Annotated in this window: 20 protein-coding genes; 1 reads left to right on the top strand and 19 read right to left on the bottom strand. The window is 61.2% G+C overall.

Annotated features, from left to right (window positions below; all coding sequences use genetic code 11):
• Nucleotides 1-10: 10 nt before the first annotated feature.
• Genes fabZ through DW850_RS02595 form a run of 8 tightly spaced genes read right to left on the bottom strand, consistent with a single transcriptional unit; the run spans nt 11 to nt 6,120 of the window.
• The gene (gene fabZ / locus DW850_RS02630; RefSeq protein ID WP_117786156.1) at nt 11-433 is read right to left on the bottom strand and encodes a 3-hydroxyacyl-ACP dehydratase FabZ; all 423 of its coding nucleotides are present in this window, start codon (nt 431-433) and stop codon (nt 11-13) included.
• A gap of 9 nt (nt 434-442) precedes the next feature.
• A complete protein-coding gene (gene accB, locus DW850_RS02625; protein ID WP_117655034.1) occupies nt 443-916 on the bottom strand; it encodes an acetyl-CoA carboxylase biotin carboxyl carrier protein in 474 nt (157 codons plus the stop codon).
• Between the two features lie 3 nt (nt 917-919).
• Nucleotides 920-2,167, bottom strand: a complete 1,248-nt coding sequence (gene fabF, locus DW850_RS02620; RefSeq protein ID WP_117786155.1) for a beta-ketoacyl-ACP synthase II — start codon at nt 2,165-2,167, stop codon at nt 920-922.
• A 39-nt stretch (nt 2,168-2,206) separates the two neighbouring features.
• Nucleotides 2,207-2,980: a 3-oxoacyl-[acyl-carrier-protein] reductase gene (gene fabG, locus DW850_RS02615; RefSeq protein WP_117786154.1), complete on the bottom strand. Its 774-nt coding sequence runs from the start codon at nt 2,978-2,980 to the stop codon at nt 2,207-2,209.
• 30 nt (nt 2,981-3,010) lie between these two features.
• Nucleotides 3,011-3,937 carry an ACP S-malonyltransferase gene (locus DW850_RS02610; RefSeq protein WP_117786153.1) on the bottom strand — a complete coding sequence of 309 codons (927 nt, stop codon included), beginning with the start codon at nt 3,935-3,937 and terminating at the stop codon, nt 3,011-3,013.
• A complete protein-coding gene (gene fabK / locus DW850_RS02605) occupies nt 3,925-4,869 on the bottom strand; it encodes an enoyl-[acyl-carrier-protein] reductase FabK (RefSeq protein WP_117563768.1) in 945 nt (314 codons plus the stop codon). Before fabK ends, DW850_RS02610 begins: the two co-directional genes overlap by 13 nt.
• 2 nt (nt 4,870-4,871) lie before the next feature.
• Complete coding sequence (locus DW850_RS02600; protein ID WP_006235019.1) at nt 4,872-5,108, bottom strand: acyl carrier protein; 237 nt, start codon at nt 5,106-5,108, stop codon at nt 4,872-4,874.
• A gap of 52 nt (nt 5,109-5,160) precedes the next feature.
• The gene (locus tag DW850_RS02595) at nt 5,161-6,120 is read right to left on the bottom strand and encodes a 3-oxoacyl-ACP synthase III family protein (RefSeq protein ID WP_117786152.1); all 960 of its coding nucleotides are present in this window, start codon (nt 6,118-6,120) and stop codon (nt 5,161-5,163) included.
• A 176-nt stretch (nt 6,121-6,296) separates the two neighbouring features.
• Here DW850_RS02595 and DW850_RS02590 point away from each other — a divergent pair, with 176 nt between their 5' ends.
• A complete protein-coding gene (locus DW850_RS02590; protein WP_158565207.1) occupies nt 6,297-7,073 on the top strand; it encodes a biotin--[acetyl-CoA-carboxylase] ligase in 777 nt (258 codons plus the stop codon).
• Nucleotides 7,074-7,189: 116 nt separating this feature from the next.
• Here DW850_RS02590 and rpsJ read toward each other — a convergent pair whose 3' ends face one another.
• The 11 genes from rpsJ to rplJ form a co-directional block, all read right to left on the bottom strand.
• Nucleotides 7,190-7,498 carry a 30S ribosomal protein S10 gene (gene rpsJ / locus DW850_RS02585; protein WP_022094184.1) on the bottom strand — a complete coding sequence of 103 codons (309 nt, stop codon included), beginning with the start codon at nt 7,496-7,498 and terminating at the stop codon, nt 7,190-7,192.
• Between the two features lie 60 nt (nt 7,499-7,558).
• Nucleotides 7,559-9,658: an elongation factor G gene (gene fusA / locus DW850_RS02580; protein WP_022094183.1), complete on the bottom strand. Its 2,100-nt coding sequence runs from the start codon at nt 9,656-9,658 to the stop codon at nt 7,559-7,561.
• Nucleotides 9,659-9,677: 19 nt separating this feature from the next.
• The gene (gene rpsG, locus DW850_RS02575; RefSeq protein ID WP_006235013.1) at nt 9,678-10,151 is read right to left on the bottom strand and encodes a 30S ribosomal protein S7; all 474 of its coding nucleotides are present in this window, start codon (nt 10,149-10,151) and stop codon (nt 9,678-9,680) included.
• 73 nt (nt 10,152-10,224) lie between these two features.
• Complete coding sequence (gene rpsL, locus DW850_RS02570) at nt 10,225-10,602, bottom strand: 30S ribosomal protein S12 (RefSeq protein WP_006235012.1); 378 nt, start codon at nt 10,600-10,602, stop codon at nt 10,225-10,227.
• 552 nt (nt 10,603-11,154) lie between these two features.
• On the bottom strand, nt 11,155-12,231 hold the full coding sequence (locus tag DW850_RS02565; RefSeq protein ID WP_117786150.1) for a DUF4179 domain-containing protein: 1,077 nt from the start codon (nt 12,229-12,231) through the stop codon (nt 11,155-11,157).
• Nucleotides 12,182-12,700: an RNA polymerase sigma factor gene (locus DW850_RS02560; protein WP_117637624.1), complete on the bottom strand. Its 519-nt coding sequence runs from the start codon at nt 12,698-12,700 to the stop codon at nt 12,182-12,184. The genes DW850_RS02565 and DW850_RS02560 overlap by 50 nt, the downstream gene beginning before the upstream one ends.
• A gap of 310 nt (nt 12,701-13,010) precedes the next feature.
• The gene (locus DW850_RS02550) at nt 13,011-17,489 is read right to left on the bottom strand and encodes a DNA-directed RNA polymerase subunit beta' (protein ID WP_195644174.1); all 4,479 of its coding nucleotides are present in this window, start codon (nt 17,487-17,489) and stop codon (nt 13,011-13,013) included.
• Nucleotides 17,490-17,495: 6 nt separating this feature from the next.
• Entirely contained in the window at nt 17,496-20,924 is a 3,429-nt protein-coding gene (locus tag DW850_RS02545; RefSeq protein WP_233506176.1) for a DNA-directed RNA polymerase subunit beta, read from the bottom strand.
• A 350-nt stretch (nt 20,925-21,274) separates the two neighbouring features.
• Nucleotides 21,275-22,183 (bottom strand): UTP--glucose-1-phosphate uridylyltransferase, encoded by a 909-nt coding sequence (locus DW850_RS02540; protein WP_117786148.1) that lies wholly within the window; start codon nt 22,181-22,183, stop codon nt 21,275-21,277.
• Between the two features lie 314 nt (nt 22,184-22,497).
• Nucleotides 22,498-22,875 carry a 50S ribosomal protein L7/L12 gene (rplL, locus tag DW850_RS02535; RefSeq protein WP_006235005.1) on the bottom strand — a complete coding sequence of 126 codons (378 nt, stop codon included), beginning with the start codon at nt 22,873-22,875 and terminating at the stop codon, nt 22,498-22,500.
• A gap of 102 nt (nt 22,876-22,977) precedes the next feature.
• Complete coding sequence (gene rplJ / locus DW850_RS02530) at nt 22,978-23,499, bottom strand: 50S ribosomal protein L10 (protein WP_055250258.1); 522 nt, start codon at nt 23,497-23,499, stop codon at nt 22,978-22,980.
• Between the last annotated feature and the right edge of the window lie 279 nt (nt 23,500-23,778).

The raw sequence follows: 23,778 nt of genomic DNA, 5'->3' as shown, positions 1-23,778 counted from the left end.
GGAGCCTTCCTTAACTTTCGTGCATGAGTGCAAAAGACATATCGGCGCGGCAGCAAACCTCACCGTTGACGCTCGCAGTACCCGTCGCAAAGCGGAACGGCCCGCGCGCACGCGTGATGGAGCACACTAGATCCACCGTGTCGCCCGGGCGCACCGGACGCTTAAAGCGCACCTTGTCCAGACTCGTGTAGAACGGCGTCGCGCCGCGCGCCTCCTCATCGCCCACCAGCAGCACGCAGCAGTTCTGGGCGAGCATCTCGCACTGAATCACGCCGGGAACGACCGGGTTTCCCGGAAAATGTCCCTGCAAAAAGTACTCGTCGCCTGTAATCGTGATCTTGCCGTGGGCCTCGTCGCCCACCAGCTCGGCTTCGTCGAGCAAAAGCATCGGCTCGCGATGCGGTAATAGCTTCTTGAGCTCTTCTTTGTTCATGGATATCACCTATCCGATCCTCATGAGGCAGCTGCCAAACTCCACGAGGTCGCCGTCGGCCACACAGATCTCGAGCACCTCACCGTCTGCCTCGGCCGTCACCTCGTTGAGAACCTTCATGGCCTCGATGATGCAGAGGGTCTCGCCGGCCTTGACCTTGGAGCCCACGCGCACAAACGGCTCGTCGCCCGGCGCAGGGGCAGCATAGAAGACGCCCACCATGGGAGCAGTCACCTCGGTGCCCTTGGGCTCCGGCGCGGCGGCAGGTGTCTGCGTGGCGGGTTCCGGTGCGGCAGGCGCGACTGTGGGAGCTGCAACTTGAGCGGCCACGGCACCCGGCATAGGCACGGGCACGGCAACCGGCTGCGCGGCACTCGCGCGCTCGAGTTCGACCGCGGTGCCATCGGGCTCCTCAACACGTACGCGCGTAAGGCCGCGGTCCTCCATCACATCGGCTATCTCGGCAAGTCTTTTGGAATCCATGCTCTAGCTCCTCGTATATCTACGCAGCGCGACGGCGGCGTTGTGCCCGCCAAAGCCCAGGTTGGTCGAAAGCGCCCAGGTAAGGTCGGCGCGAACCGCTCGATTAGGCGTGTAATCAAGATCGCAGGCGGGATCGGGCGTGTGGTAGTTAATGGTCGGGGGCACCACGCCCTGCTCGAGCGCCATGGCACAGGCCATGACCTCGATGGCACCCGTGGCACCGATCATGTGCCCGGTCATCGACTTGGTCGACGAGACGTGCGCGGCGCGTGCCGCGTCCTCGCCGAGCGCCCGCTTAATGCCTGTCGTCTCGGACGAATCGTTGAGCTTGGTCGAGGTGCCGTGGGCGTTGATGTAGAGACCCTCGGAAGGCTTGACGTCGCCCTCGGCTACCGCCAGCGATATCGCACGGGCAATGCCGGCGGCATCGGGGTCGGGGCTCGTAATGTGATAGGCATCATCGGTGTTGCCGTAGCCCACGACCTCGGCATAAATGTGCGCACCGCGCGCCTGCGCATGCTCCATGCTCTCGAGTACCAGCACGCAGGCGCCCTCACCCATCACAAAGCCATCGCGGTCTGCGTCGAACGGGCGACAGGCCGTCGCGGGATCGGGGTTGGTGGTCAATGCGCGGCAGGACGTAAAGCCTGCAACAGCATCGGGGATAATGGCCGCCTCGGCACCGCCCGCGAGGATCGCGTCGGCATAGCCGTGCTTGATAGCACGGAACGCCTCGCCCACCGCATGGGCCGAGGTCGCGCACGCAGTCACGACTGGCAGGGTCGGTCCCTTTGCCTTGTGACGGATTGCGATATTGCCCGATGCCATATTTGGGATCATCATCGCAATCATATAGGGCGATGCGCGGCGAGGTCCACGATCGGCGATCGTGTGGACGTTGTCGACGAGCGTCGTCATGCCGCCCACGCCCGAGCCCACGTAGACGCCCAGGCGCTCGCGATCGATGGCGCCTTCGACATCAAAGCCCGCATCGTGCATTGCCTCGTCCGAAGCCGCCATCGCAAACTGAACGCAGGGGTCCAGATGCTTGGCGTCACGCTTGCCAAAGTACTCGTTGCCGTAAAAGCCCTTGACCTCGGCTGCCACCTTGACGGCAAATGCATCGGTATCGAAGTGCGTGATCGGACCGATGCCACACGTTCCGGCACACATGGCCGCCCAGGTGGCAAGCGCGGTGTTGCCGAGCGGCGACACGGCACCGATACCGGTGATTGCAACTCTCTGTTCCATCATGGTCTCCTCATCCAAGCCGTTCTTCGGCCCTGGTTTCTACATCGCCATTCCGCCGTCGACGCGTACGACCTCGCCCGTAATGTAGGCAGCCGCATCGCTCGCCAAAAAGCGCACCACGCCGGCCACTTCCTCGGGGCGCGCCATGCGCCTCAGGGGAATCTGCTCCTCGCACGCCGCACGCACCTTCTCCGAGAGCTTTGCCGTCATATCTGTCTCGACAAACCCGGGGGCGACTGCGTTCACTCGTACGCCGCGGGGCGCAAGCTCGCGCGCTACCGCCTTGGTCAAGCCGATCACGCCCGCCTTGGAGGCAGCGTAGTTGGCCTGTCCGGCATTGCCCATCAGGCCCACGACCGAGCTCGTGTTGATGACGCAACCGCCGCGCTGGCGCATAAAGGTCTTAGTGAGCGCGCGCGTCGTATTGAACGTGCCCTTGAGATTGACATCGAGCACGCGGTCGAAGGCATCGTCGCCCATACGCATGAGCAGGCCGTCGCGCGTGATGCCGGCGTTGTTGACGAGCGCCCAAATCGAACCAAAGTCATTGAGCACGACCTCGATGCAGGCATTGACGGCAGCGGGGTCGGCCACGTCGCATTGATATGCGCGCGCCGTGGCGCCAACCGCCTCGCAGGCTTCGCATGTCTTGCGCGCCGCATCGACGCTGCCGGCATAGATGACGGCGATATCAAAGCCGTCCTCCGCCAAACCGGTTGCACAGGCGCGGCCAATGCCTCGCGAACCGCCCGTGACCAGTGCCACGCGACGTGAGTCGTTGCGCTCGAGCGCGCCGTTGTTCAAGTTGCCCATGTCATTCCTTTCGGGTTACAGCCCTGTGGATTATGCGAGCTCGTCGGCAATAGCTGCGACCTGCTCGGCCGTCTCGCACGAATACACGCGAACGTCGCTCAGCGTACGCTTGACCAGGCCCGACAGCGTTTTGCCAGGGCCGACCTCAATAAACGTATCGATGCCCTGATCCTGCAGAGTATGCAGCGTGTCGACCCAGCGAACGGCATGACTCACCTGGTTGGCCAAGACATCCGATGCCGCTCGCGGGTCCGCCGGATAGGGCGCCGCCGTCATGTTTGCCATGACCGGAATCAGCAGCGGAGACGGCGCGTGGCCGGCTTGGATATACGTCGCCAGCCCCTCAGTCGCCTCGACCATATAGGGGCTATGAAATGCACCCGACACCGCGACTTTCATAGCGCGGCCGCCAGCCTCTTTTACCAGGACGTCGAGGGTCTGCAACGCATCGGGCGTTCCAGCCACAACCGTCTGCTGCGGGCTGTTGTAGTTGACCGGCCAGCAGTCCTCGCCGACCTGCGAAGCCAGGTTCTCGACTTGCGCCGCATCGAGTTTGATGACGGCGCGCATGCCGCCGGGGTGACGCTCGGCAGCCGCGGCCATCAGCGCCGCGCGCTCGCACACGAGCTCAAAGCCCGCTCGCGTATCGAACGCCCCCGCAAAGGTGAGCGCGGCGACCTCGCCAAGCGAAAAACCCGCACAGGCGGCAGGTACCACGCCGCGCTCACGCAGGGCGACAGCCGCTGCCAGATCGTGAACGAACACGCACGGCTGCGTGTTCTCGGTCTGCGAGAGTTCCTCCTTGGAGGCGCTTCGGCACTGCTCACTGGTCCCCGGGCGCACCTCGTCGGCAATGGCGAACACCTCGGCGGCGGCCGGCGATGCCTCGATCAGGTCGACGCCCATCGCGGGGTGCTGGGCGCCCTGGCCGGCAAACAGAAACGCTACGCCACCCATGCGCACGCACCCTTCAGGACGTGCTCGGCGCCATCGACCAGGTCGTCAACGATTTCACGTGCACTTTGGCGCTCGTTGACCATGCCGGCAATCTGTCCACACAAAAACGAGCCCTCTTCGTAATTGCCGTCCTTGGCGGCCTTGCGAAGGGCGCCCGTGCCCATGGCCCCGAGCTCCTCGACGCTTACGCCCGCCGCCTCGCTCTTGGCGTAGGCGTTGGTGAAGGGGCTCTTGAGGGCACGCACCGGGTGTCCCGTCGAGCGGCCGGTCGCACGCGTCGAGGTGTCGTTGGCCTTCAGGACCATCTCCTTGTACTGCTCCGATACGGTGCACTCATCTGCGATCAGAAAGCGCGTACCCACCTGCACGCCGGCGGCGCCCAGCATAAAGGCGGCCGCCACGCCGCGGCCATCGGCGATACCGCCAGCCGCAACCACGGGAATATCGACCGCATCGACAACCTGCGGCACCAGTGCCATCGTCGAGGTCTCGCCAATATGGCCGCCTGATTCGGTACCCTCGGCAACCACGGCAGTGGCTCCACGACGCGCCACGAGGCGCGCCAGCGCCACCGAGGCAACGACCGGGATGACCTTGATGCCCGCCTCGTTCCACGCCTTCATGTACTTGGTGGGATTGCCGGCACCCGTCACGACGACCGGCACCCGCTCGTCAATCACGACCCGCGCGACCTCGTCGGCAAACGGGCTCATGAGCATGACGTTGACGCCAAAGGGCTTATCCGTCCTGGCGCGCAGCTCATGAATCTGGTCGCGCAGCCAGTTGGCGTCGGCGTTCATGGCCGCGATAATCCCTAAGCCGCCCGCCTCGGACACTGCGGACGCCAGCGAGGCGTCGGCGATCCAGGCCATACCGCCCTGGAACACGGGCTTTTCGATGCCGAGCAGATCGCAGAGAGGAGTCTTGAGCATCTCTACTTCTCCAATGCCGCCTCGACCGTATCGGCGAACTCGCCGACCGTCTTGGGGTTCTCCTCGGTATCGAGCTGGATGCCAAACTCGTCCTCAACGGCGACGAGGATCTCGACGGTGCCCAGACTGTCGAGACCAATCTCCTCGAGCGTGGACTCGGGCTTCATCTCGACGTCGTCAAGACCGGCGGTCTCGCGGATAACATCGCAAACGCGCTCGAAGGTCTTCTGATCTGCCACGGTAGTTCTCCTTTGTTTGTGCCCTAGGGGCGTTTTTATTTCCTATGTGCAACTACTTCCAACGAAGTAGATAGCCACCTATATCCAGACCGGCGCCAAATCCAACGAGGGCGATGGTGTCGCCCGCATTCAGTGCGTTGGTGCGCGCCAGCCGATCAAGCGCAAAGGGAATGCAGGCGCTCGAAATATTGCCGGTCTCGCGCAGCGTTCGAACCACGCGCTCGCCTGGCACGCCGAGGCGCTTGACTGCCTGGCTCAGGATTCGTTCGTTAGCCTGATGGAATACAAAATGGTCGATGTCTTCGACCGAAATGCCCGCATCGCTCGCAAGCTTATGAACCGTGTCACAGATGGCGTTGACGCCGAACTTGAACACACGGCGGCCATTCATGGACAGCACGCTCTCGCTATCTACGGAGGCCTTAAACGGCGAGGTGCCGACCAGTCCGGGAACGCGCAACGTCTCGACGTCGGGCGCCGTCGAAAGCTCAACGGCAAGGGGGCTGTCTCCCCCGGCCTCAATCACCGCGGCGCCTGCCCCATCGCCAAAGAGCACGCAGGTGGCGCGGTCGGTCCAGTCGAGCGCGCGCGTCATCTGCTCGGCGGCAACGACAAGCACATGCTTGGCTCGTCCTCGGGCGATATAGCCCTCGGCAACATCGAGCGCAAATACGAAGCCGGCGCAGGCCGCCGAGACATCGAAGGCAGGGCACGTCGCGCCTAGTCGCTCAGCAACGGCACACGCCTCAGCGGGAACAAGATGGTCACCCGTCGTCGTCGAGCAGACGATCAAATCCAACTGGCTCGCGTCGATTCCGGACACCTGGAGCGCCCGCTCGCTCGCCGCTACGGCAAGGTCATCAAGTGACTCGGTGGTGCAGACGTGGCGGCTCTTGATACCTGTGCGGGTAAAAATCCACTCATCCGAGGTATCGAGGAACTCGGACAGCTCGTCATTGGAAACACTGCGCTTAGGAAGCGCCGAGCCCGTTCCAAGAATCGTGAAACCCATCACTAACCTCCTTTGAGTTGTTGATGTGTTTACATCGACCATGAGAGGATAGCGCATTTCAGTCGTTGTTGACGTGTTAACATTAAATTGCCCAAATGCGACACAGGCTTCACATTGTGTCTATCTCTCGACACCATTGCGTTATTCACTTATTCATTAAGGAGGAAGCAGCCGTTATGGATGCCAAATTAACGATAGTCGACGTAACCGGATCGACCAACGATGACCTGCTCGAAGCAGGAAAACAGGGAGCGCCGCACGGCACAGGACTTGCCGCCCGGGCTCAGACAGCAGGACGCGGCCGGCGCGGCCACAAGTGGGATTCAACCGCCGGCAACCTATTGCTTTCGATTGTCCTGCGTCCATGCGTTAATCCTGCGAAGTACTCTGGTCTTGCTGCCGTCAGCGGCCTAGCGGTGCTCGAGGCGCTCGAAAAACAGGGTCTTGCAAACGAGATTGGCCTCAAATGGCCCAACGACCTGGTCGCGCGTGGACGCAAACTCGGCGGCATTCTGGTCGAGGCCGCACGCGATAACGAAGGCAAACCTTTCGCCGTCTGCGGCATTGGTGTCAATGTGAACTATGCGCCCCAAGAGGTGCCCGATGGCGGCCTGCCGGCAATCGGTCTCTCGGACCTTAACGAGAACGTTCCTGCTGTCGACATGCTCCTCGATGAGGTCTATCACGCAGTTATAGACGCTGTAGATGCCTGGGCAGAACGCCTCAACGCCATGGAAGAAAACACCGGACCGCTCGCGCCCGTCCACGGCGAATATGTCGCTCACCTCAATTGGATTGGAAAGCACGTTATCGCCCGCTTCCCTGCCGGTGACGAGCTGGCGCGAGGCATCTTTATAACGGTCGATGGCTTTGGTCGTGCGTGCATCGAAACAGAAGACGGCTTGCGATCCTTCCATTTTGAGGAGGCGTCATTGCGCCCCTTGAGTGAGTAGGTCGCCACAGCCAGCCGCTCGGCAGCCTTACCCGGCGATCCAAACCCATCATGCAAAACAAAAGAGCCCCGCTACCGTAATGGCAGCGGGGCCCTTTAAGCTATGAGGAATATCGCTTAGAGCTTGATGTCGATGTCGACGCCAGCGGGGAGGTCGAGACGCATAAGCGAATCAACGGTGCCCGAGGTGGGGTCGAGGATGTCGATGAGGCGCTTGTGGGTGCGCATCTCGAACTGCTCACGGGAGTCCTTGTTCACGTGCGGCGAGCGGATAACCGTGTACAGGTTGCGCTCGGTGGGCAGGGGGACAGGACCGGAAACGCGAGCGCCGGTCTTCTGAGCGGTCTCGACGATGAGCTTCGCGGACTGATCGACGACCTCGTGATCATAGCCCTTGAGGCGAATGCGGATCTTCTGGGTAGCCAACTTAAACCTCCAAAGAGTGCGAGAGATGCTCTCGCGGATTACGTAACAGGGAGCTCGAACTTAGGCGTTCTTGCTCATGACCTCGTCCACGATGGACTTGGGCGCGGGCTCATAAGAGTCGAACTGCATCGTGTAGGATGCACGGCCCTGGGTCTGGGAGCGAAGGTCGGTAGCGTAACCGAACATCTCGCCCAGCGGCACCTTGGCACGGATGAGCTTGCTGTTCTTGCGATCCTCCATGCCCTCGATCTTGCCGCGGCGACCGGAGAGGTTGCCCATAACGTCGCCCATGTACTGCTCGGGGGTCTCGACCTCGACAGCCATGATCGGCTCGAGCAGCTGCGGATCGGACTTCTTGAGGGCGTCCTTGATAGCCATGGAACCGGCGATCTTGAAGGCGGCCTCGGAGGAGTCGACCTCGTGGTAAGAACCGTCGAACAGGGTGACCTTAACGTCGAGGACCGGGAAGCCGGCGATAACACCGGTGTTCAGGGCCTCCTGGATGCCCTTGTCGATGGACGGGATGTACTCCTTGGGCACGACGCCGCCGACGATAGCGTTGACGAACTCGTAGCCGAAGCCCTCCTCCATCTTCTCGAGCTTGATGACGGCGTGGCCGTACTGACCGCGACCACCGGACTGACGGACGAACTTGCCCTCAGCCTTCTCGACGTCGTGACCAGCGGTCTCGCGGTAGGCAACCTGGGGCTTACCAACGTTAGCGTCAACCTTGAACTCGCGGAGCAGACGGTCGACGATAATCTCGAGGTGCAGCTCGCCCATGCCGGCGATGATGGTCTGACCGGTCTCGTGGTTAGTGGACACCTGGAAGGTCGGGTCCTCCTCGGCGAGCTTGGTCAGAGCCAGGGACATCTTGTCCTGCTCGGCCTTGGTCTTGGGCTCGATGGCAACGTCGATAACGGGCTTAGCGAACTCGATCTTCTCGAGGACGATCTCCTTGCCCTCGGCGCACAGGGTGTCACCAGTGGTGGAGTTCTTGAAGCCGACGCAAGCGACGATGTCGCCGGCGGCAGCGTCGTCACGGTCGATACGCTCGGCGGCGTTCATCTCGAGGATGCGGCCGAGGCGCTCGCGCTGACCGTTGGAAGCGTTGACAACGTAGGAGCCAGACTCGGCGCGGCCGGAGTAAACGCGGACGTAGGTGAGCTTACCGACGAACGGGTCGGTCATGATCTTGAAGACCAGGCCGGAGAAGGGCTCGTCGAAGGAAGGATGACGCTGGATCTCCTCGCCGGTGTCCGGATCGGTACCGGTGACAGCCTCGACGTCGAGCGGGCTGGGCAGGTAGTCGACGACAGCGTCGAGCAGCTCCTGGACGCCCTTGTTCTTGTAGGCGGAGCCCACGAAGACGAGGTTGAGCTCATTGGCCAGAACGCCCTTGCGCAGAGCAGCCTTGAGCTCCTCGACGGTGAAGTCCTCCTCCATGAGGATCTTCTCCATGAGCTCGTCGTCAAAGCTGGCAGCAGCGTCGAGGAGCTCCTCGCGCTTGGTGGCAGCGATGTCGGCAAACTCAGCCGGGATCTCGTCCATCGGCTCAGGGTAGGTCATGCCCTTCTCGTCGGCCTTGAAGTCCCATGCAGTCATGGTAACGAGGTCGATGACGCCCCAGAAGTTGTCCTCGGCGCCCATCGGGACCTGAGCGGCCACGGCGTTAGCGTCGAGACGATCCTTCATGGTCTCGATAGCGTTGAAGAAGTCAGCGCCCACGCGGTCATACTTGTTGATGAAGGCGATGCGGGGGACGTTGAAAGTAGAAGCCTGACGCCAAACGGTCTCAGACTGGGGCTGAACGCCGGCAACGGCGTCAAAGACGGCAACAGCGCCATCGAGGACGCGCAGGCAGCGCTCGACCTCGGCGGTGAAGTCAACGTGGCCCGGGGTGTCGATGATCTGGATGCGGTAGTCCTTACCGTCCTTGTTCCAGAAGCAGGTGGTAGCAGCGGAGGTAATGGTTACGCCGCGCTCCTGCTCCTGAACCATCCAGTCCATGGTGGCAGCGCCCTCATGAACCTCACCGATCTTGTGGGTCTTACCGGTGTAGTAAAGAATACGCTCGGTCGTGGTGGTCTTACCGGCATCGATGTGAGCCATGATGCCGATGTTACGGGTATCGGAAAGCTTGTACTTAGGCTTAGCCATGTTAGTTCCTTACCTTAACTTACCAACGATAGTGAGAGAACGCGCGGTTGGCCTCGGCCATCTTGAAGACGTCCTCACGCTTCTTGACGGAAGCGCCCAGGCCGTTGGAGGCGTCGAGGATCTCGTTGGCGAGACGCTCGGCCATGGTCTTCTCCTTGCGAGCGCGGGAGAAGTTGACGATCCAGCGGATACCCAGAGCGGTGGAACGACGGGAGTTGACCTCCATCGGGACCTGATAGGTAGCGCCACCGACACGCTTGGGCTTAACCTCGAGCGTGGGCTTGACGTTGTCCATAGCCTTCTTGAAGGTAGCGAGAGCGTCGCCACCCTCGGACTTCTCGGCAACGATCTCGAAAGCGGTGTAAACGATGCGCTCAGCGGTGGCCTTCTTGCCGTCAAGAAGGACCTTGTTGATGAGCTGAGTCACCAGGCGGTTGTTGTAAACGGCGTCAGGCTGAACCTCACGACGATTAGCTGCTGCACGACGCGGCATGTGAAATCTCCTTAAGTGTCTACCGTGCGGCGCTTAGGCGGCACACGGCGAAAGTATCAAAACGTTATCTGGCTTATTTAGCCTTGGGGCGCTTAGCACCGTACTTGGAACGGGCCTGCATACGGTTCTGGACCGGAGCAGCGTCGTAGGCGCCACGGATGACGTGATAACGGACACCAGGGAGGTCACGGACACGACCGCCGCGGACGAGCACGATGGAGTGCTCCTGCAGGTTGTGGCCCTCACCCGGGATGTAAGCGGTAACTTCGATGCCGTTGACAAGGCGAACACGGGCAACCTTACGAAGAGCCGAGTTCGGCTTCTTGGGGCTCGTGGTGAAGACGCGGGTGCACACGCCGCGCTTCTGGGAGTTGTGCTGCAGAGCAGCGTTCTTGGACTTCTTGGGCACGGAACGACGGCCCTGGCGAACCAGCTGGTTAATAGTAGGCAAAGCGTACTCCTTCTCGAATGATTCCAGCTTTCTGTAAAGTGCAACGGCTTGAATCGAGGGGTCAGCATCCCCCTACGAAACACGCAGTTCGATAGGATACGTGCCGTTAGCTGTGTCGTCAACAGACCACGCCGCCGGGCGTATCCCAAAATAGCTATATTTCCGCAAAGCCTACACAAAAGGAATCCCCTCCTGTGCGCGGGGGCGGATTCCCGGGCCGGGCGGCACAGGGGTTAAGTTTGCTGCTCTACAGTCCTGGCTCGCACGGAGGCCACATTAAGTGGCCTCCGGCTCGTGCGGAACTCGCGACAAACTTAACCCCTGTGCCGCCCGGCCCGGGAATCCGACGTGCTCGTCGGGGCAACGTTACCTGCCAAAAAGGGACAGGTTTATTTTGGTCGGTTTTATCTGCGGAAACGTCGAGCTCCAGCGGTGATCTGCTCTCATCTGTCGCATGGAAATCGACGGCGTCTTCGGAAGTATATCGCTCGGTCTAACCGTCCATTTAATGCAAAATGGGCCGCCTCCCCTAGTAGGAAGCGGCCCCAAATCTTACGAATAGACGATGGTAAAGGGTTCCGACGTTTCGGCGCCCCCTGTTGAAGTGCAGCGTGTGCCCTCAAGCGTTACTGAGACCACTTGGTCGACATCAATCAACTTCGTTGGCACCCAGATGTTCTCTCCGCTATTGCGCGTATAAGAAAAATATAAGTTGAACGCCCCTGCGTCGTCATCTTCGATAATCTGCTCCGATCCATCCTTGTAGGTAACCGTCAACTTCTTCGTGACTGCGTCAATGCCCAGATCATCGATGTGCGTCTGGATGGAAAACGGGCTGATCTCGAGAGGCGAGTCATCGGAGCGGAGTTCCTTAGTATCGACGTACGCTCCAACGCTAAACTCGGGCGTCGATGCCTCGAACGGCTTCGCATCCTCTCCTTCGCCCTCGGTCCACGAGATATTCCAGGTGACCGCATGTTGAAAACCTCGCTCGCGATCCATAGAAGCAAAGTACATCGTGCCATTAATGACAGTATCGCTTGATGTGTCCTTATCAATGGTGCAGCGTGTGTCAGCCCATTCCTCGCCGAAGTTCATGCTGGGTGTACTGACGCCCCCTTCTTCTTCACCATAGAGAACAAGTTCGCCAAGCTCTGCCGCCGGCTTGTAGTAGTTAACGCCATTCGGATTGGACAATGTAAACGTCACAGCACCGCAACCGTTTTTATCGATAGCCATATCATGAATGTCGAGTGTATAGCCGTTGCCCTCGACGGACAGATTGACCTTCTGGACTGCACCCTCCAGGCTTTGGGGCGCGATACCATCACCAAACTCTCTGGTGTAGGTATATTTCGTCCCCGACGAGCCGCCATTTGTCCAGGTAACGGACTCTCCGTTGCCATGGTTTCCCCAGGCAGAGGCAAAATAACTGGAATTGACAACAGCGTAGGCGACCCCTCCGGTCGCCAGCACTCCGGCAAGACATCCGATTACGGCAACATACAGAGGCTTCGCGTGACCCTTTCGGCGAAGCGGATCGCCAGCAGCGGCATAAAGAACACGGTCAGCAAGATCGCTATCGGCTTGGACGGACTCGAAGGCCTGCTTGATCTGGTTGGATTTCACGGTCGCCCTCCTCTAGGATGAACTTGAGTTTCGATCTGCCGCGAGCTAAACGCGTTCGAACTGTCGCGGCTGGTACGTGCAGCAACTCGGCAATCTCTGAAGTCGAGAAGCCCAGATAGTAATAGAGCATGATGGGAACACGGAATCGTTCCGGAAGTCGCATAACGTCTGACAGGACTGCCTTGGTCTCCTCCTGCGCCGTCGAAAGCGAATCGGCCAGGTTCTCAATATCCTCCACACGCCTCCATGGCTTTCGAAAGAGCGATTTGCATTCATTGATCGTGACCCGAATAAGCCATCGACGAAGATGCTCCCAGCTTTCAAAATGCGTATCGCTTTTGAGTAATTTCAGAAAGACGTCTTGAGCGACATCGTCGGCGTCGGCGCGATCACGCAGATACGTCAATGCGATCCGAAACACGACATCCCGGTGGTCTTCTACCGCCTGTCTAAAAGCTTGTTCTTCCATAATCACCTCCCGGTGACATTAATGGTTCTCGATGAGGCCCTCACCATAGATACGCTCTTGTCGGGCGAAATGTTTCAAATTCAAGCATGAAAAACCGACCAAAATAAACCTGTCCCTTTTTGGCAAGGGATCAACGGAACGCAACAGGTTGAGCATACGCAAGCGAGCGGCCCCCAGAGCGTACAAGGTGGCATGAAAAAGGCAGGGCATTGACCTTTTGGTCATGCCCTGCCTTTTGAATGACAGATTGTAGCTCTGGGGGCCGCGCAGCGACGGAGGTCGCCGCCGTTCGTTAGAACGGCGGAACTAATTACTCCTCGTCGTTGTCCTTGGCCTCTTCGGCGTCGTCGGTGTCCACGAGCTGGTTGAGCAGCTCGTCGAGGGAAGCCATGTCCTCGTTGATCGCGCCGTTGGCGGGAGCCTTCTTGTCGTCGATCGGGGCGCCCAGGAGCTCCTCGTCGGCATCGGCGTGATGCGTCGGCGTGGCGGAGGTGCCCAGCAGGATATCGTCCGGACCGTCGGGGCTAAAGACCATCTGCAGCAGCTGCGAGAGGTCTTCCTCGTCGGCAACGTCGTCGTTGTTCTCGAGGATGTAGAGCAGGTCGTGGGCCTCCAGGCCGTCACGGAGCTCCTCGATCGCCTTGGCGCCGATGCCATCGATGCGCAGCAGATCCTCCTCGGACTTGCCAACCAGGTCGCCGACCGTCTCGATGCCAACCTCGCTGAACTTGTTGGTCCAGCGCTGCGACACGCCCAGGTCGTCGAACAGGTACAGACGAGCCTTCTCGGCGGAGATGGTGTGACCGTTGCGGGTGAACGAACCGTCAGCACCACCGAACTCGTCGTAGCCGGCCCAGTCGAGCTGCTGCGGGAGCTGCTCGTCCAGGTCCTTGAGCTCCACAGGAGCCCACTCGGGCAGCGACTTGGCGTTGGGCGAAGCCGGGCCGTCGATGTCCACGTAGCCGTCGGCCGTGCGATACGTCAGCTTGGCGTTGGCGTACGGCTTGAGGCCGGTACCAGCCGGGATCTTCTTACCGACGATGACGTTGGACTTAAGGTCGAGCAGGTGGTCGACCTTGCCCTCGATGGCAGCCTCGGTAAGGACGCCAGCGGTACGGATGAACGAAGCGCTCGACAGCCAGGAGTCGATGTTGGACGCGACCTTGAGCGTACCCAGGATGACGGGCTCGGCCACGGGAGCCTGACCGCCCAGACGGGCAACGCGCTCGACCTCGTCAGCGAACTCGTAGCGGTCGACGTACTGACCAAGCAGGTACTTGGAGTCGCCGGGGTTGGTGATCTGAACGCGACGCAGCATCTGACGTGCGAGCACCTCGATGTGCTTGTCGTTCAGGTCGACGCCCTGGCTGGTGTAGACGTCCTTGACGCTCTCGACGAAGGTGTGCATCGTCGACTCGATGTCGGTCAGCTTGCGCAGGTTGCGGAAGTTGACGAAGCCCTTGGTGATCTGGTCGCCGGCGCGAACCTCGCAGCCGTCCTCGATCTCGGGCATAAAGCGCACCGATGCGGGGACGCGACGCTCGTCGAGGACGCGGGTGTGATCCTCGGAGTCGGTGAGCGTCAGCACGTACTCGGACTTCTCGGGCTTAATCGAGAGGTGGCCGGAGTACGGAGCCAGCTCGGCCTCGCGACCCAGAATCTTCTCGTTGACGTTGCCGACGATATCGAACATACGGCTGACCGTAGGCAGACCCTGCGTAATATCGTCGACGCCAGCGACGCCGCCGGAGTGAATGGTACGCATCGTAAGCTGCGTACCGGGCTCGCCGATGGACTGGGCGGCAATAATGCCGACGGCAGTACCGATGGCGACCGGACGACGGGTGGAAAGATCCCAGCCGTAGCACTTCTGGCACACGCCGTACTTGGAGCGGCAGGTGAGCAGTGCGCGAAGCTTAACCTTCTTGAGGCCGGCATCGACCATCTTCTGGATGTCGGCGACCTTCTCGATGTAGCCGTCCTGCTCAAAGAGCACGGTGCCATCGGGGGCCACGACGTCCTCGATGAAGCAACGGCCGACGAGGTCGGTGTTGAGGTCGGTGGTGCCGGGGATGATGAGGTTGTAGGTGACGCCCTCGTGCGTACCGCAGTCCTCCTCGCGGACGATGACGTCCTGGGCCACGTCGACCAGACGACGGGTCAGGTAACCAGAGTCTGAGGTGTGGGATGCGGTATCGACCAGGCCCTTACGGGCGCCGTAGGTCGAAATGAAGTACTCGAGCGGCAGCAGGCCCTCGCGGAAGTTCGCCTTAATGGGAAGGTCGATCGTCTCGCCGGACATGTCTGCCATCAGGCCACGCATGCCGCCGAGCTGACGCAGCTGGGTCTTAGAACCACGGGCGCCGGAGTCGGCCATCATGTAGAGCGGGTTCTCCTCGTCGAACAAGTCGAGCATGAGCGCTGCAACCTTATCGGTACAAGCGGTCCACTCGTTAACGACTTCGATGTGGCGCTCCGTCTCGTTGATGAAGCCCTCCTCGAAGTACTCGTTGATCTGGTCGACGTTGGCCTGGGCGCGATCGAGCAGCTCCTGCTTCTCGGCAGGGATGAGAGCGTCCCACACCGAGATGGTGAGGCCGGCGCGGGTAGCGTAGTGGAAGCCGGAGTACTTGATGGCGTCGAGGATCGGGCCGACCTTGGCCTCGGGATAGCGATCGCAGCAGTCCGCAACCAGCTTGGCCACGTCGCCCTTGACCATCTTGTAGTTCATGAACTCGTAGTCTTCGGGCAGGCACTGGCGGTTGAAGATGATGCGGCCGATAGAGGTCTCGAAGCGCGCGGTCTTGTTGCCGGTGACGTCGTAGTCGACAAACTCGTTCTTGCCGTTCTTGACGCGGAAGATACGGGTGCCGTCCTCGTTGATGACATTGGCGTCGGCAGCGGACACGCGGACCTGAATCTTGGCCTGCATGTCGACCTCGGAGCGGCAGTCATAGGCGTGCAGCGCGTCGTCGAAGCTGGCGAACACGTGGTTCTCGCCCGGCAGACCGTCGCGGACCTGGGTCAGGTAGTACACACCGATGATCATGTCCTGCGAGGGGATGTTGACCGGCTTGCCGGATGCCGGCGAGCGCAGGTTGTTCGCAGAGAGCATGAGCACGCGGGCCTCGGCCTGAGCCTGGCTGGACAGCGGCACGTGGACAGACATCTGGTCGCCGTCGAAGTCGGCGTTGAAGGGCGAGCAGACCAGCGGGTGCAGGTGGATAGCCTTGCCCTCGACCAGAACCGGCTCAAAGGCCTGGATGGACAGACGGTGCAGGGTCGGTGCGCGGTTGAGCAGCACGACGCGGCCGTCGATGACCTCTTCGAGGATATCCCACACAAAGGTGGCACCGCGGTCGATAGCGCGCTTGGCGCCCTTGATGTTCTCGACCTTGCCAAGCTCGACCAGGCGCTTCATGACGAAGGGCTTGAAGAGCTCCAGCGCCATGGTCTTGGGCAGACCGCACTGGTGCAGCAGCAGCTTGGGGTCGGTAACGATAACCGAACGGCCGGAGTAGTCGACACGCTTACCCAGCAGGTTCTGACGGAAACGGCCCTGCTTGCCCTTGAGGGCCTCGGCGAGCGACTTGAGCGGGCGACCGCCACGGCCAGAGACCGGGCGACCACGACGGCCGTTGTCGAACAGGGCGTCCACGGACTCCTGGAGCATGCGCTTCTCGTTGTTCACGATGATCGCAGGGGCGTCCAGGTCGAGCAGGCGCTTGAGTCGGTTGTTACGGTTGATCACGCGACGATACAGGTCGTTGAGGTCGGACGCGGCGAAGCGGCCGCCGTCGAGCTGGACCATCGGGCGCAGATCGGGCGGAATGACCGGGATGACGTCCAGGATCATGTTCGCGGGGCTGTTGCCACCCTTCAGGAAGGCGTCAACGACCTCAAGGCGCTTGACGGCCTTCTCGCGCTTCTGCTTCTGGGAATCCTCGTCGGCAATGATGGCCTTGAGCTTCTCGGCCTCGGAAGGAAGGTCGATGGCAGCGAGCAGGTCGCGGACGGCCTCGGCACCCATGCCACCCTTGAAGTACATGGAGTAGTAGCGGGTCATCTCGCGGAACAGCGGCTCATCGGAGATGAGGTCGCGCTCGGTGAGCTTCATGAAGGCGTTGAAGGCGTCCGTGCGGAGCTGCTTCTCGTCCTTGCACTCTTCCTCGATGTCGACGATGCCAGAGGCGATCTCCTCGGGGGTCAGCGGCTCCTCGTCGGAGAACTCGTCAAAGTTCTCGGGGTCGCCCTGCTCCTTGAGGGACTCGATCTGGCGGGCGCACTCGGCATCGATCTCTTCCAGATCGGCGGCGAGCTCCTCGCGCAGGTCGTCAGCGTCGGCCTCGCGAGCCTCGTAGTCAACCTCGGTGATGATGTAGCTGGCAAAGTACAGAACCTTCTCGAGGTCCTTGGACTTGATGTCGAGCATACGGCTCATCGGGAAGCTCGTGGGGCTCTTGAAGTACCAGATGTGGGACACGGGAGCGGCGAGCTCGATGTGGCCCATGCGGTCGCGACGCACCTTGGCCGAGGTGACCTCGACGCCGCAGCGCTCGCAGACGATGCCCTTAAAGCGGATGCCCTTGTACTTGCCGCAGGAGCACTCCCAGTCCTTGGCGGGACCGAAGATCTTCTCGCAGAACAGGCCGTCCTTCTCGGGCTTGAGGGTACGGTAATTGATGGTCTCCGGCTTCTTGACCTCACCGTGCGACCAGGAACGGATCTGGTCGGCGGAGGCAAGGGAGATCTTTACCGAGTCAAAATCAGTAGCTTCGAAATCTGCCACAGTCAACTACTCCTTATCAGTGGTCGTGGCGGCGACAGCCTCGGGTGCCTCGGCGGTCTCGGCATCCTCGGCCTCGACGTCGGTGTCAACGCCGGCGAGCGCAGCCAGGTCGTCGAGAGCAGAGGTCTCCTCGGCGGTCACAGGGGCGGAGGCGTCCTCGTCGGCATCGTGCATGGGCTCGATGTCCAGCGCGAGGGAGCGGATCTCCTTGACGAGAACCTTGAAGGACTCGGGGATACCCGGGACAGGAACGTTCTCGCCCTTGACGATGGACTCGTAGGTCTTGACGCGGCCCACGGTATCGTCGGACTTGACGGTCAGGATCTCCTGCAGGACGTTGGAAGCACCGTATGCGTACAGTGCCCAAACTTCCATCTCGCCGAAGCGCTGGCCGCCGAACTGGGCCTTGCCGCCCAGAGGCTGCTGGGTAACCAGGCTGTAAGGGCCGGTCGAACGGGCGTGGATCTTGTCGTCGACCATGTGGCCGAGCTTGAGGATGTAGGACGTACCCACGGTAATGGGCTCGCGGAACTCCTCGCCGGTGCGGCCGTCGAACAGACGGGTCTTGCCGCGCTCGTCAAGCTGGGTGACGAACTCGGGGCGCATGTGATCGCCAAAGGCAGCGGTGGCCTTGTTGAGCATGTTCTTGTTGGCACGACGAATGACCTCGGCGATCTCGTCCTCCTTGGCGCCGTCGAAGACGGGCGTGGCGGTGAAGAACGGACCGGGGACGTACTTGTCGGAGTCGGCCTGCTCGGTATCCCAACCGCAGGCAGCAGCCCAGCCAAGGTGGCACTCGAGCAGCTGGCCGACGTTCATACGCGAAGGAACGCCCAGCGGGTTGAGGATAACGTCGATCGGGGTACCGTCAGCCATGTAGGGCATGTCCTCGACCGGCAGAACGTTACAGATAACACCCTTGTTGCCGTGGCGGCCGGCGATCTTATCGCCCTGCTGGATCTTACGACGCTGGGCGACGTAGACGCGCACCTGCTCGTTGACGCCGGGGGCCAGGTCGTCGCCGTTCTCGCGGCTAAAGCGGACGACATCGATGACGCGGCCGTAAGCGCCGTGAGGCATCTTAAGGGAGGTATCGCGGACGTCGTGGGCCTTGGCACCGAAGATGGCGCGCAGCAGGCGCTCCTCGGCGGTCAGAGCGCTCTCGCCCTTAGGCGTGACCTTGCCGACCAGGATGTCGCCAGGGCCGACCTCGGCGCCGATGCGGATGATGCCGTCCTCGTCGAGGTTGGCAAGCATGTCCTCGGAGAGGTTCGGGATCTCGCGGGTGATCTCCTCGGGGCCGAGCTTGGTGTCGCGGGCGTCGATCTCGTGACGGGTGATGTTGATGGTCGTCAGCAGGTCCTCGGCCACCAGGCGCTCGGACACGACGATACCGTCCTCGTAGTTAAAGCCTTCCCACGGCATGTAGGCCACAGTGAGGTTCTGACCCAGTGCGAGCTCGCCATGATCGGTCGAAGGACCGTCGGCCAGGGGCTCGCCCTGCTCAACGGTGTCACCGACGCGAACGAGCGGACGGTGGTTGATGCAGGTGGACTGGTTGGAGCGCTGGTACTTGGCCAGATGATACTCGTCCATGCCACCGGCATGCTTGACGATAATCTTGGCGGCGTCGGCAAAGATGACCTCGCCGGCGTTCTTGGCCAGGGTGACCTCGCCGGAGTCCAGAGCGGCGCGACGCTCCATGCCGGTACCGACATAGGGAGCGGCGGGGTGAACCAGCGGCACGGCCTGACGCTGCATGTTGGCGCCCATCAGCGTACGCTTGGCGTCGTCGTGCTCAAGGAACGGGATCAGTGTGGCTGCGACGGAGAGCATCTGACGCGGCGAGACGTCCATGTAGTCGACGTCCTCGACGGGCACGTCGGCGGGAGCGCCGAAGGAGCCGTCGAAGTCGCGGGTACGGGCGATCACGGTGTGCGGACGGACAAGCTTGCCCTCGGCATCGGTCGTGATGAACTCGTTGGTCTTGGGATCGAGCGGCGTGTTGGCCGGCGCGATGACGTGCTTCTCTTCCTCGTCAGCGGTCATCCAGTCGATCTGGTCGGTGGCAACGCCGTTCTCGACACGACGGAACGGGGCCTCGATGAAGCCATACTCGTTGACGCGGGCGTAGAGGGCGAGCGAGCCGATCAGGCCGATGTTGGGGCCTTCGGGGGTCTCGATCGGGCACATGCGGCTGTAGTGCGAGTTGTGGACGTCGCGGACGGCCGTCGGCACGTTGGTGCGGCGGCTGGAGCCGGACTTGTGGCCGGCAAGACCACCAGGGCCGAGTGCGGACAGACGGCGCTTGTGGGTCAGACCGGTCAGGGGGTTCGCCTGGTCCATGAACTGCGAGAGCTGCGAGGAACCGAAGAACTCCTTGATGGAGGCCACGATCGGGCGGATGTTGATGAGCGACTGCGGGGTGATCTCGTCGATGTCCTGGGAGCTCATGCGCTCACGGACGACGCGCTCCATACGGCTCATACCGATACGGAACTGGTTGGCGACGAGCTCGCCGACGGTACGGATGCGGCGGTTGCCGAAGTGGTCGATGTCGTCGACCTTGAAACCCTGCTCGCCGGCAGCGAGGGACAGGAGGTAGCGCAGCGTCGCGACGATATCCTCGTCGGTGAGCACCGTGACCTCTTCCTCGGTGGTGAGGTTGAGCTTCTTGTTGACCTTGTAACGACCGACGCGGGCCAGGTCGTAGCGCTGCGGGTTAAAGAGCAGACCCTCGAGCAGGCTGCGGGAAGCGTCCACGGTGGGAGGCTCGCCCGGGCGCAGACGACGGTAGATCTCGATGAGGGCGTCCTCGCGAGTGAGAGCGGTGTCGCGCTCCAGGGTACGCTTGATCACATCGGAGTTACCGAGCAGCTCGATGATGTCGTCGTTGGTGACGGCGATGCCAAGGGCGCGCAGGAACATCGTGGCGCTCTGCTTGCGCTTACGGTCGATGGAGACCATGAGCTGGTCGCGCTTGTCGACCTCAAACTCAAGCCAGGCACCGCGGGACGGGATGATCTGGGCCTTGTAGATCTGCTTGCCCGAATCCATCTCGGAGCTGTAGTACACGCCCGGGGAGCGGACGAGCTGCGAGACGACGATACGCTCGGTACCGTTGATGATGAAGGTGCCCTGATCGGTCATCATGGGGAAGTCGCCCATGAAGACGAGCTGCTCCTTGATCTCGCCGGTCTCCTTGTTGGTGAGACGGACGTCGGTCAGAAGCGGAGCCTGATAGGTCATATCCTTCTCGCGGCACTCCTCGACGGTGTGCGCGGGGTCGCCGAACTGATGCTCGCCGAAGGTAACCTCGAGAACATGGTTCTGGCTCTGGATGGGGCTGGATTCCTTGAACGCCTCACGAAGACCCTCGTCCTTAAAACGCTCAAAGGATTCCCTTTGAACAGAGATAAGGTTGGGGAGCTCCATGGCCTCCGGGATTTTCCCGAAGCTGACGCGCTTGCGCTCAGTGGCAGTGTATGCGTAGGTCACCAGGTTTTTCCTCCTTCACGGAAATGCTCGGTGGGTTGGCGAGGCATAGCTTCGCCAGTTATCGCAACCTAATAGTTTATCAGGTACCGACCGTTGGGCAAGAAAAGCCTTGACGCGATTGAGTTTTTGGAGTAGCAAAGTTTTTCGACAGAAAACACGCAGGTAGATGTATGTATATCGAACATCTGTTCATATATTTTCTGTGAACAGAGAGCCAGCAATCGCAGCTCTTATAAAAAACGGGCGCGAACCGAGGTCCACGCCCGTAAATGTCGGTGCCCGAAGGCTTACTTGCGCATCAATCCGCCGCGCTCGTCGATGGCGTCCCAGAAGGCATCGGCAAAGCGGGGGTCGTTTGCAGCCATGAGGGCGTTAGTGGCCATCCAACCAGAGGGAGTGCCAGTGTCGTAGCCCGACAGCGGGTCGATGACGACGGCGTACATGGCCTCGCGGTCGAGCGAACGGGCCATGGCGTCGGTGAGCTGGATCTCGCCGCCCTTGCCGGCCTGCTGATCTGCCAGCAAGTCCATGACCAGCGGGCTCAGCAGGTAGCGACCGACGATGTACAGGTTGGACGGAGCCGCCTCGGGAGCGGGCTTCTCGACCAGACCGCCGATGCGCCAGACAGCGCCCGGCTCGGCATCGGCAACGCCCTCGGCGCCCTCGAGCGAACCGACGCGCTCGCCGGCGATAACGCCGTAGCGGCTGACTTCCTCGGGCGAGCAAGCAGCGACGGCGATAACCGAAGCGCCACCGTGCTCCTTGGAAACGGCGAGCATCTTGTCGCAGATATCGCGGTTAGGCACAACGTAGTCGCCCAGAAGAACCAGGAAGTTCTCCCCTGCCACGGCGTCGGCAGCAGAGCGAATAGCATGGCCGAGGCCCTTGGGCTCGTACTGATAACGGAAGTCGACCGGCATACCGCCAGCGTGGGCGACGGCATCGGCATAGGCGTTCTTGCCGCGCTCGCGCAGCAGGTTCTCGAGCGAGCGATCAGGCTGGAAGTAGTTCAGTAGCTCGGGCTTACCGGGAGAAGTAACGATGATGGCATCGTCGACCTCCTCGGGCTCGAGCGCCTCCTCGACGACGTACTGAATGACGGGCTTGTCGAGCACCGGCAGCATCTCTTTGGGCGTGCACTTGGTGCCAGGCAGAAAACGCGTGCCAAGACCGGCGGCGGGGATGATTGCCTTCATGTTATTCAAAGATCCTTTCGCAGGCGCAAAAGCGCCCCATGCGTGCGGCACACAGCCGCAGACCAAATTGCGATACTCAAGCATCTTACCGCTGGAACTATATGTCGCTACAAGGCAGAGACAATTCTTCAGCAGGTCAACGCAAATTATTGCTCGAATGGTGCAATTTTATTGCCCAACGGCAGGGCACCCGATACGACCCAAATCACAGAACATGGCAGTTTGAGCAACCGATGCCGAGGGACCGAAAAACAAAAAAGACGGGGCTCGCAATGCGAACCCCGTCTGCAAAGGAATCTGGCGAGAAAGCCTGATTACTTGAGGGTGACAGCAGCGCCAGCAGCCTCGAGCTTCTCCTTGGCAGCCTCGGCGTCCTCCTTCTTGGCACCCTCGAGAACAGCCTTGGGAGCGCCCTCGACGACCTCCTTGGCCTCCTTCAGGCCAAGGTTGGTGAGCTCACGGACGGCCTTGATGACCTGGATCTTGTTGTCGCCGAAGCCCTCGAGCACGACGTCAAACTCGGTCTTCTCCTCGGCCTCAGCAGCGCCAGCAGCGGGAGCGGCGACAACAGCAGCAGGAGCAGCGGCGGAAACGCCGAAGGTGTCCTCGATAGCCTTGACGAGCTCGGAAGCCTCGAGAAGGGTCATTTCCTTAAGAGCATCGATGATCTCATCGGTGGTAAGCTTAGCCATTTCTAAGTCCTTTCGGTTTCCGTGTCTGTGCACGGAGATCAGTTAAAACACGGCGCGAATGCGCCAGGGGTGCGGCGTTGCCGCCGCGGGTGAAAACAGCGACTAGGCTGCCTTCTGCTCGGAGACCTGCTGGATCGAACGAGCGAGACCAGAGGAAACGCCGTTGACGCAGACAGCGATGTCGCGAGCGAAACCGGAGATGAGACCGGCGATCTGGCCGAGAAGCTGATCCTTGGTGGGCAGCTCGGCGATAGCCTTAACATCATCAGCGGAAACGGCCTTGCCGTCGGAGATACCGCCCTTGATCTCAAGGACGCCCTTGGACTTAGCAGAGAAGTCCTTAAGGGCCTTAGCGGCCTCGACCGGCTCGGTCTCGTAGAACACATAAGCGACGGGGCCGGCGAGGATCTCGTCGATCTCGGGCTGCTCCTGGTTCTTGAGAGCGATCTTGACCAGGTTGTTCTTGTAGACCTTCATCTCGGCGCCGCACTCGCGAAGCTGATGACGCAGCTCCTGAGCCTGCTTAACCGTCAGACCGTTGTAGTTGACGACGAACAGACCGGCGTTCTCGGCGATACGGGACTCGATCTCTGCAACCTTGTCGATTTTGTACTGCTGGGGCATGAATTACACCTCCTCGAATTCTTTCCGGGCACGGTCCGCCACAAGGACGTGACGGGGGCATGTCCAAAAAGAAAGCCCCCGCGCTGCATGAGCGACGGGGGCGAGAAGACATATCTACTCGACCACCTCGGCTGGCGGGATATCCCATTAAGCTCGCGGGCGATGCCCGTTTGCACCGGCTGTCTCTGGCAGCGGATTCGTGCGTGAACCGAAAGTATTATGTCGGGGACCCTGGCGTCGGTCAACGGGTGCGAGGATTCGTACACAAACCCTGCATAC

The organism is Collinsella sp. AM36-4AA, from assembly GCF_003467795.1.
Taxonomy (GTDB): Bacteria; Actinomycetota; Coriobacteriia; order Coriobacteriales; family Coriobacteriaceae; genus Collinsella.
The sequence above is the reverse complement of the archived record's forward strand: the minus strand, read 5'-3'. Positions and strand labels throughout refer to the sequence as shown.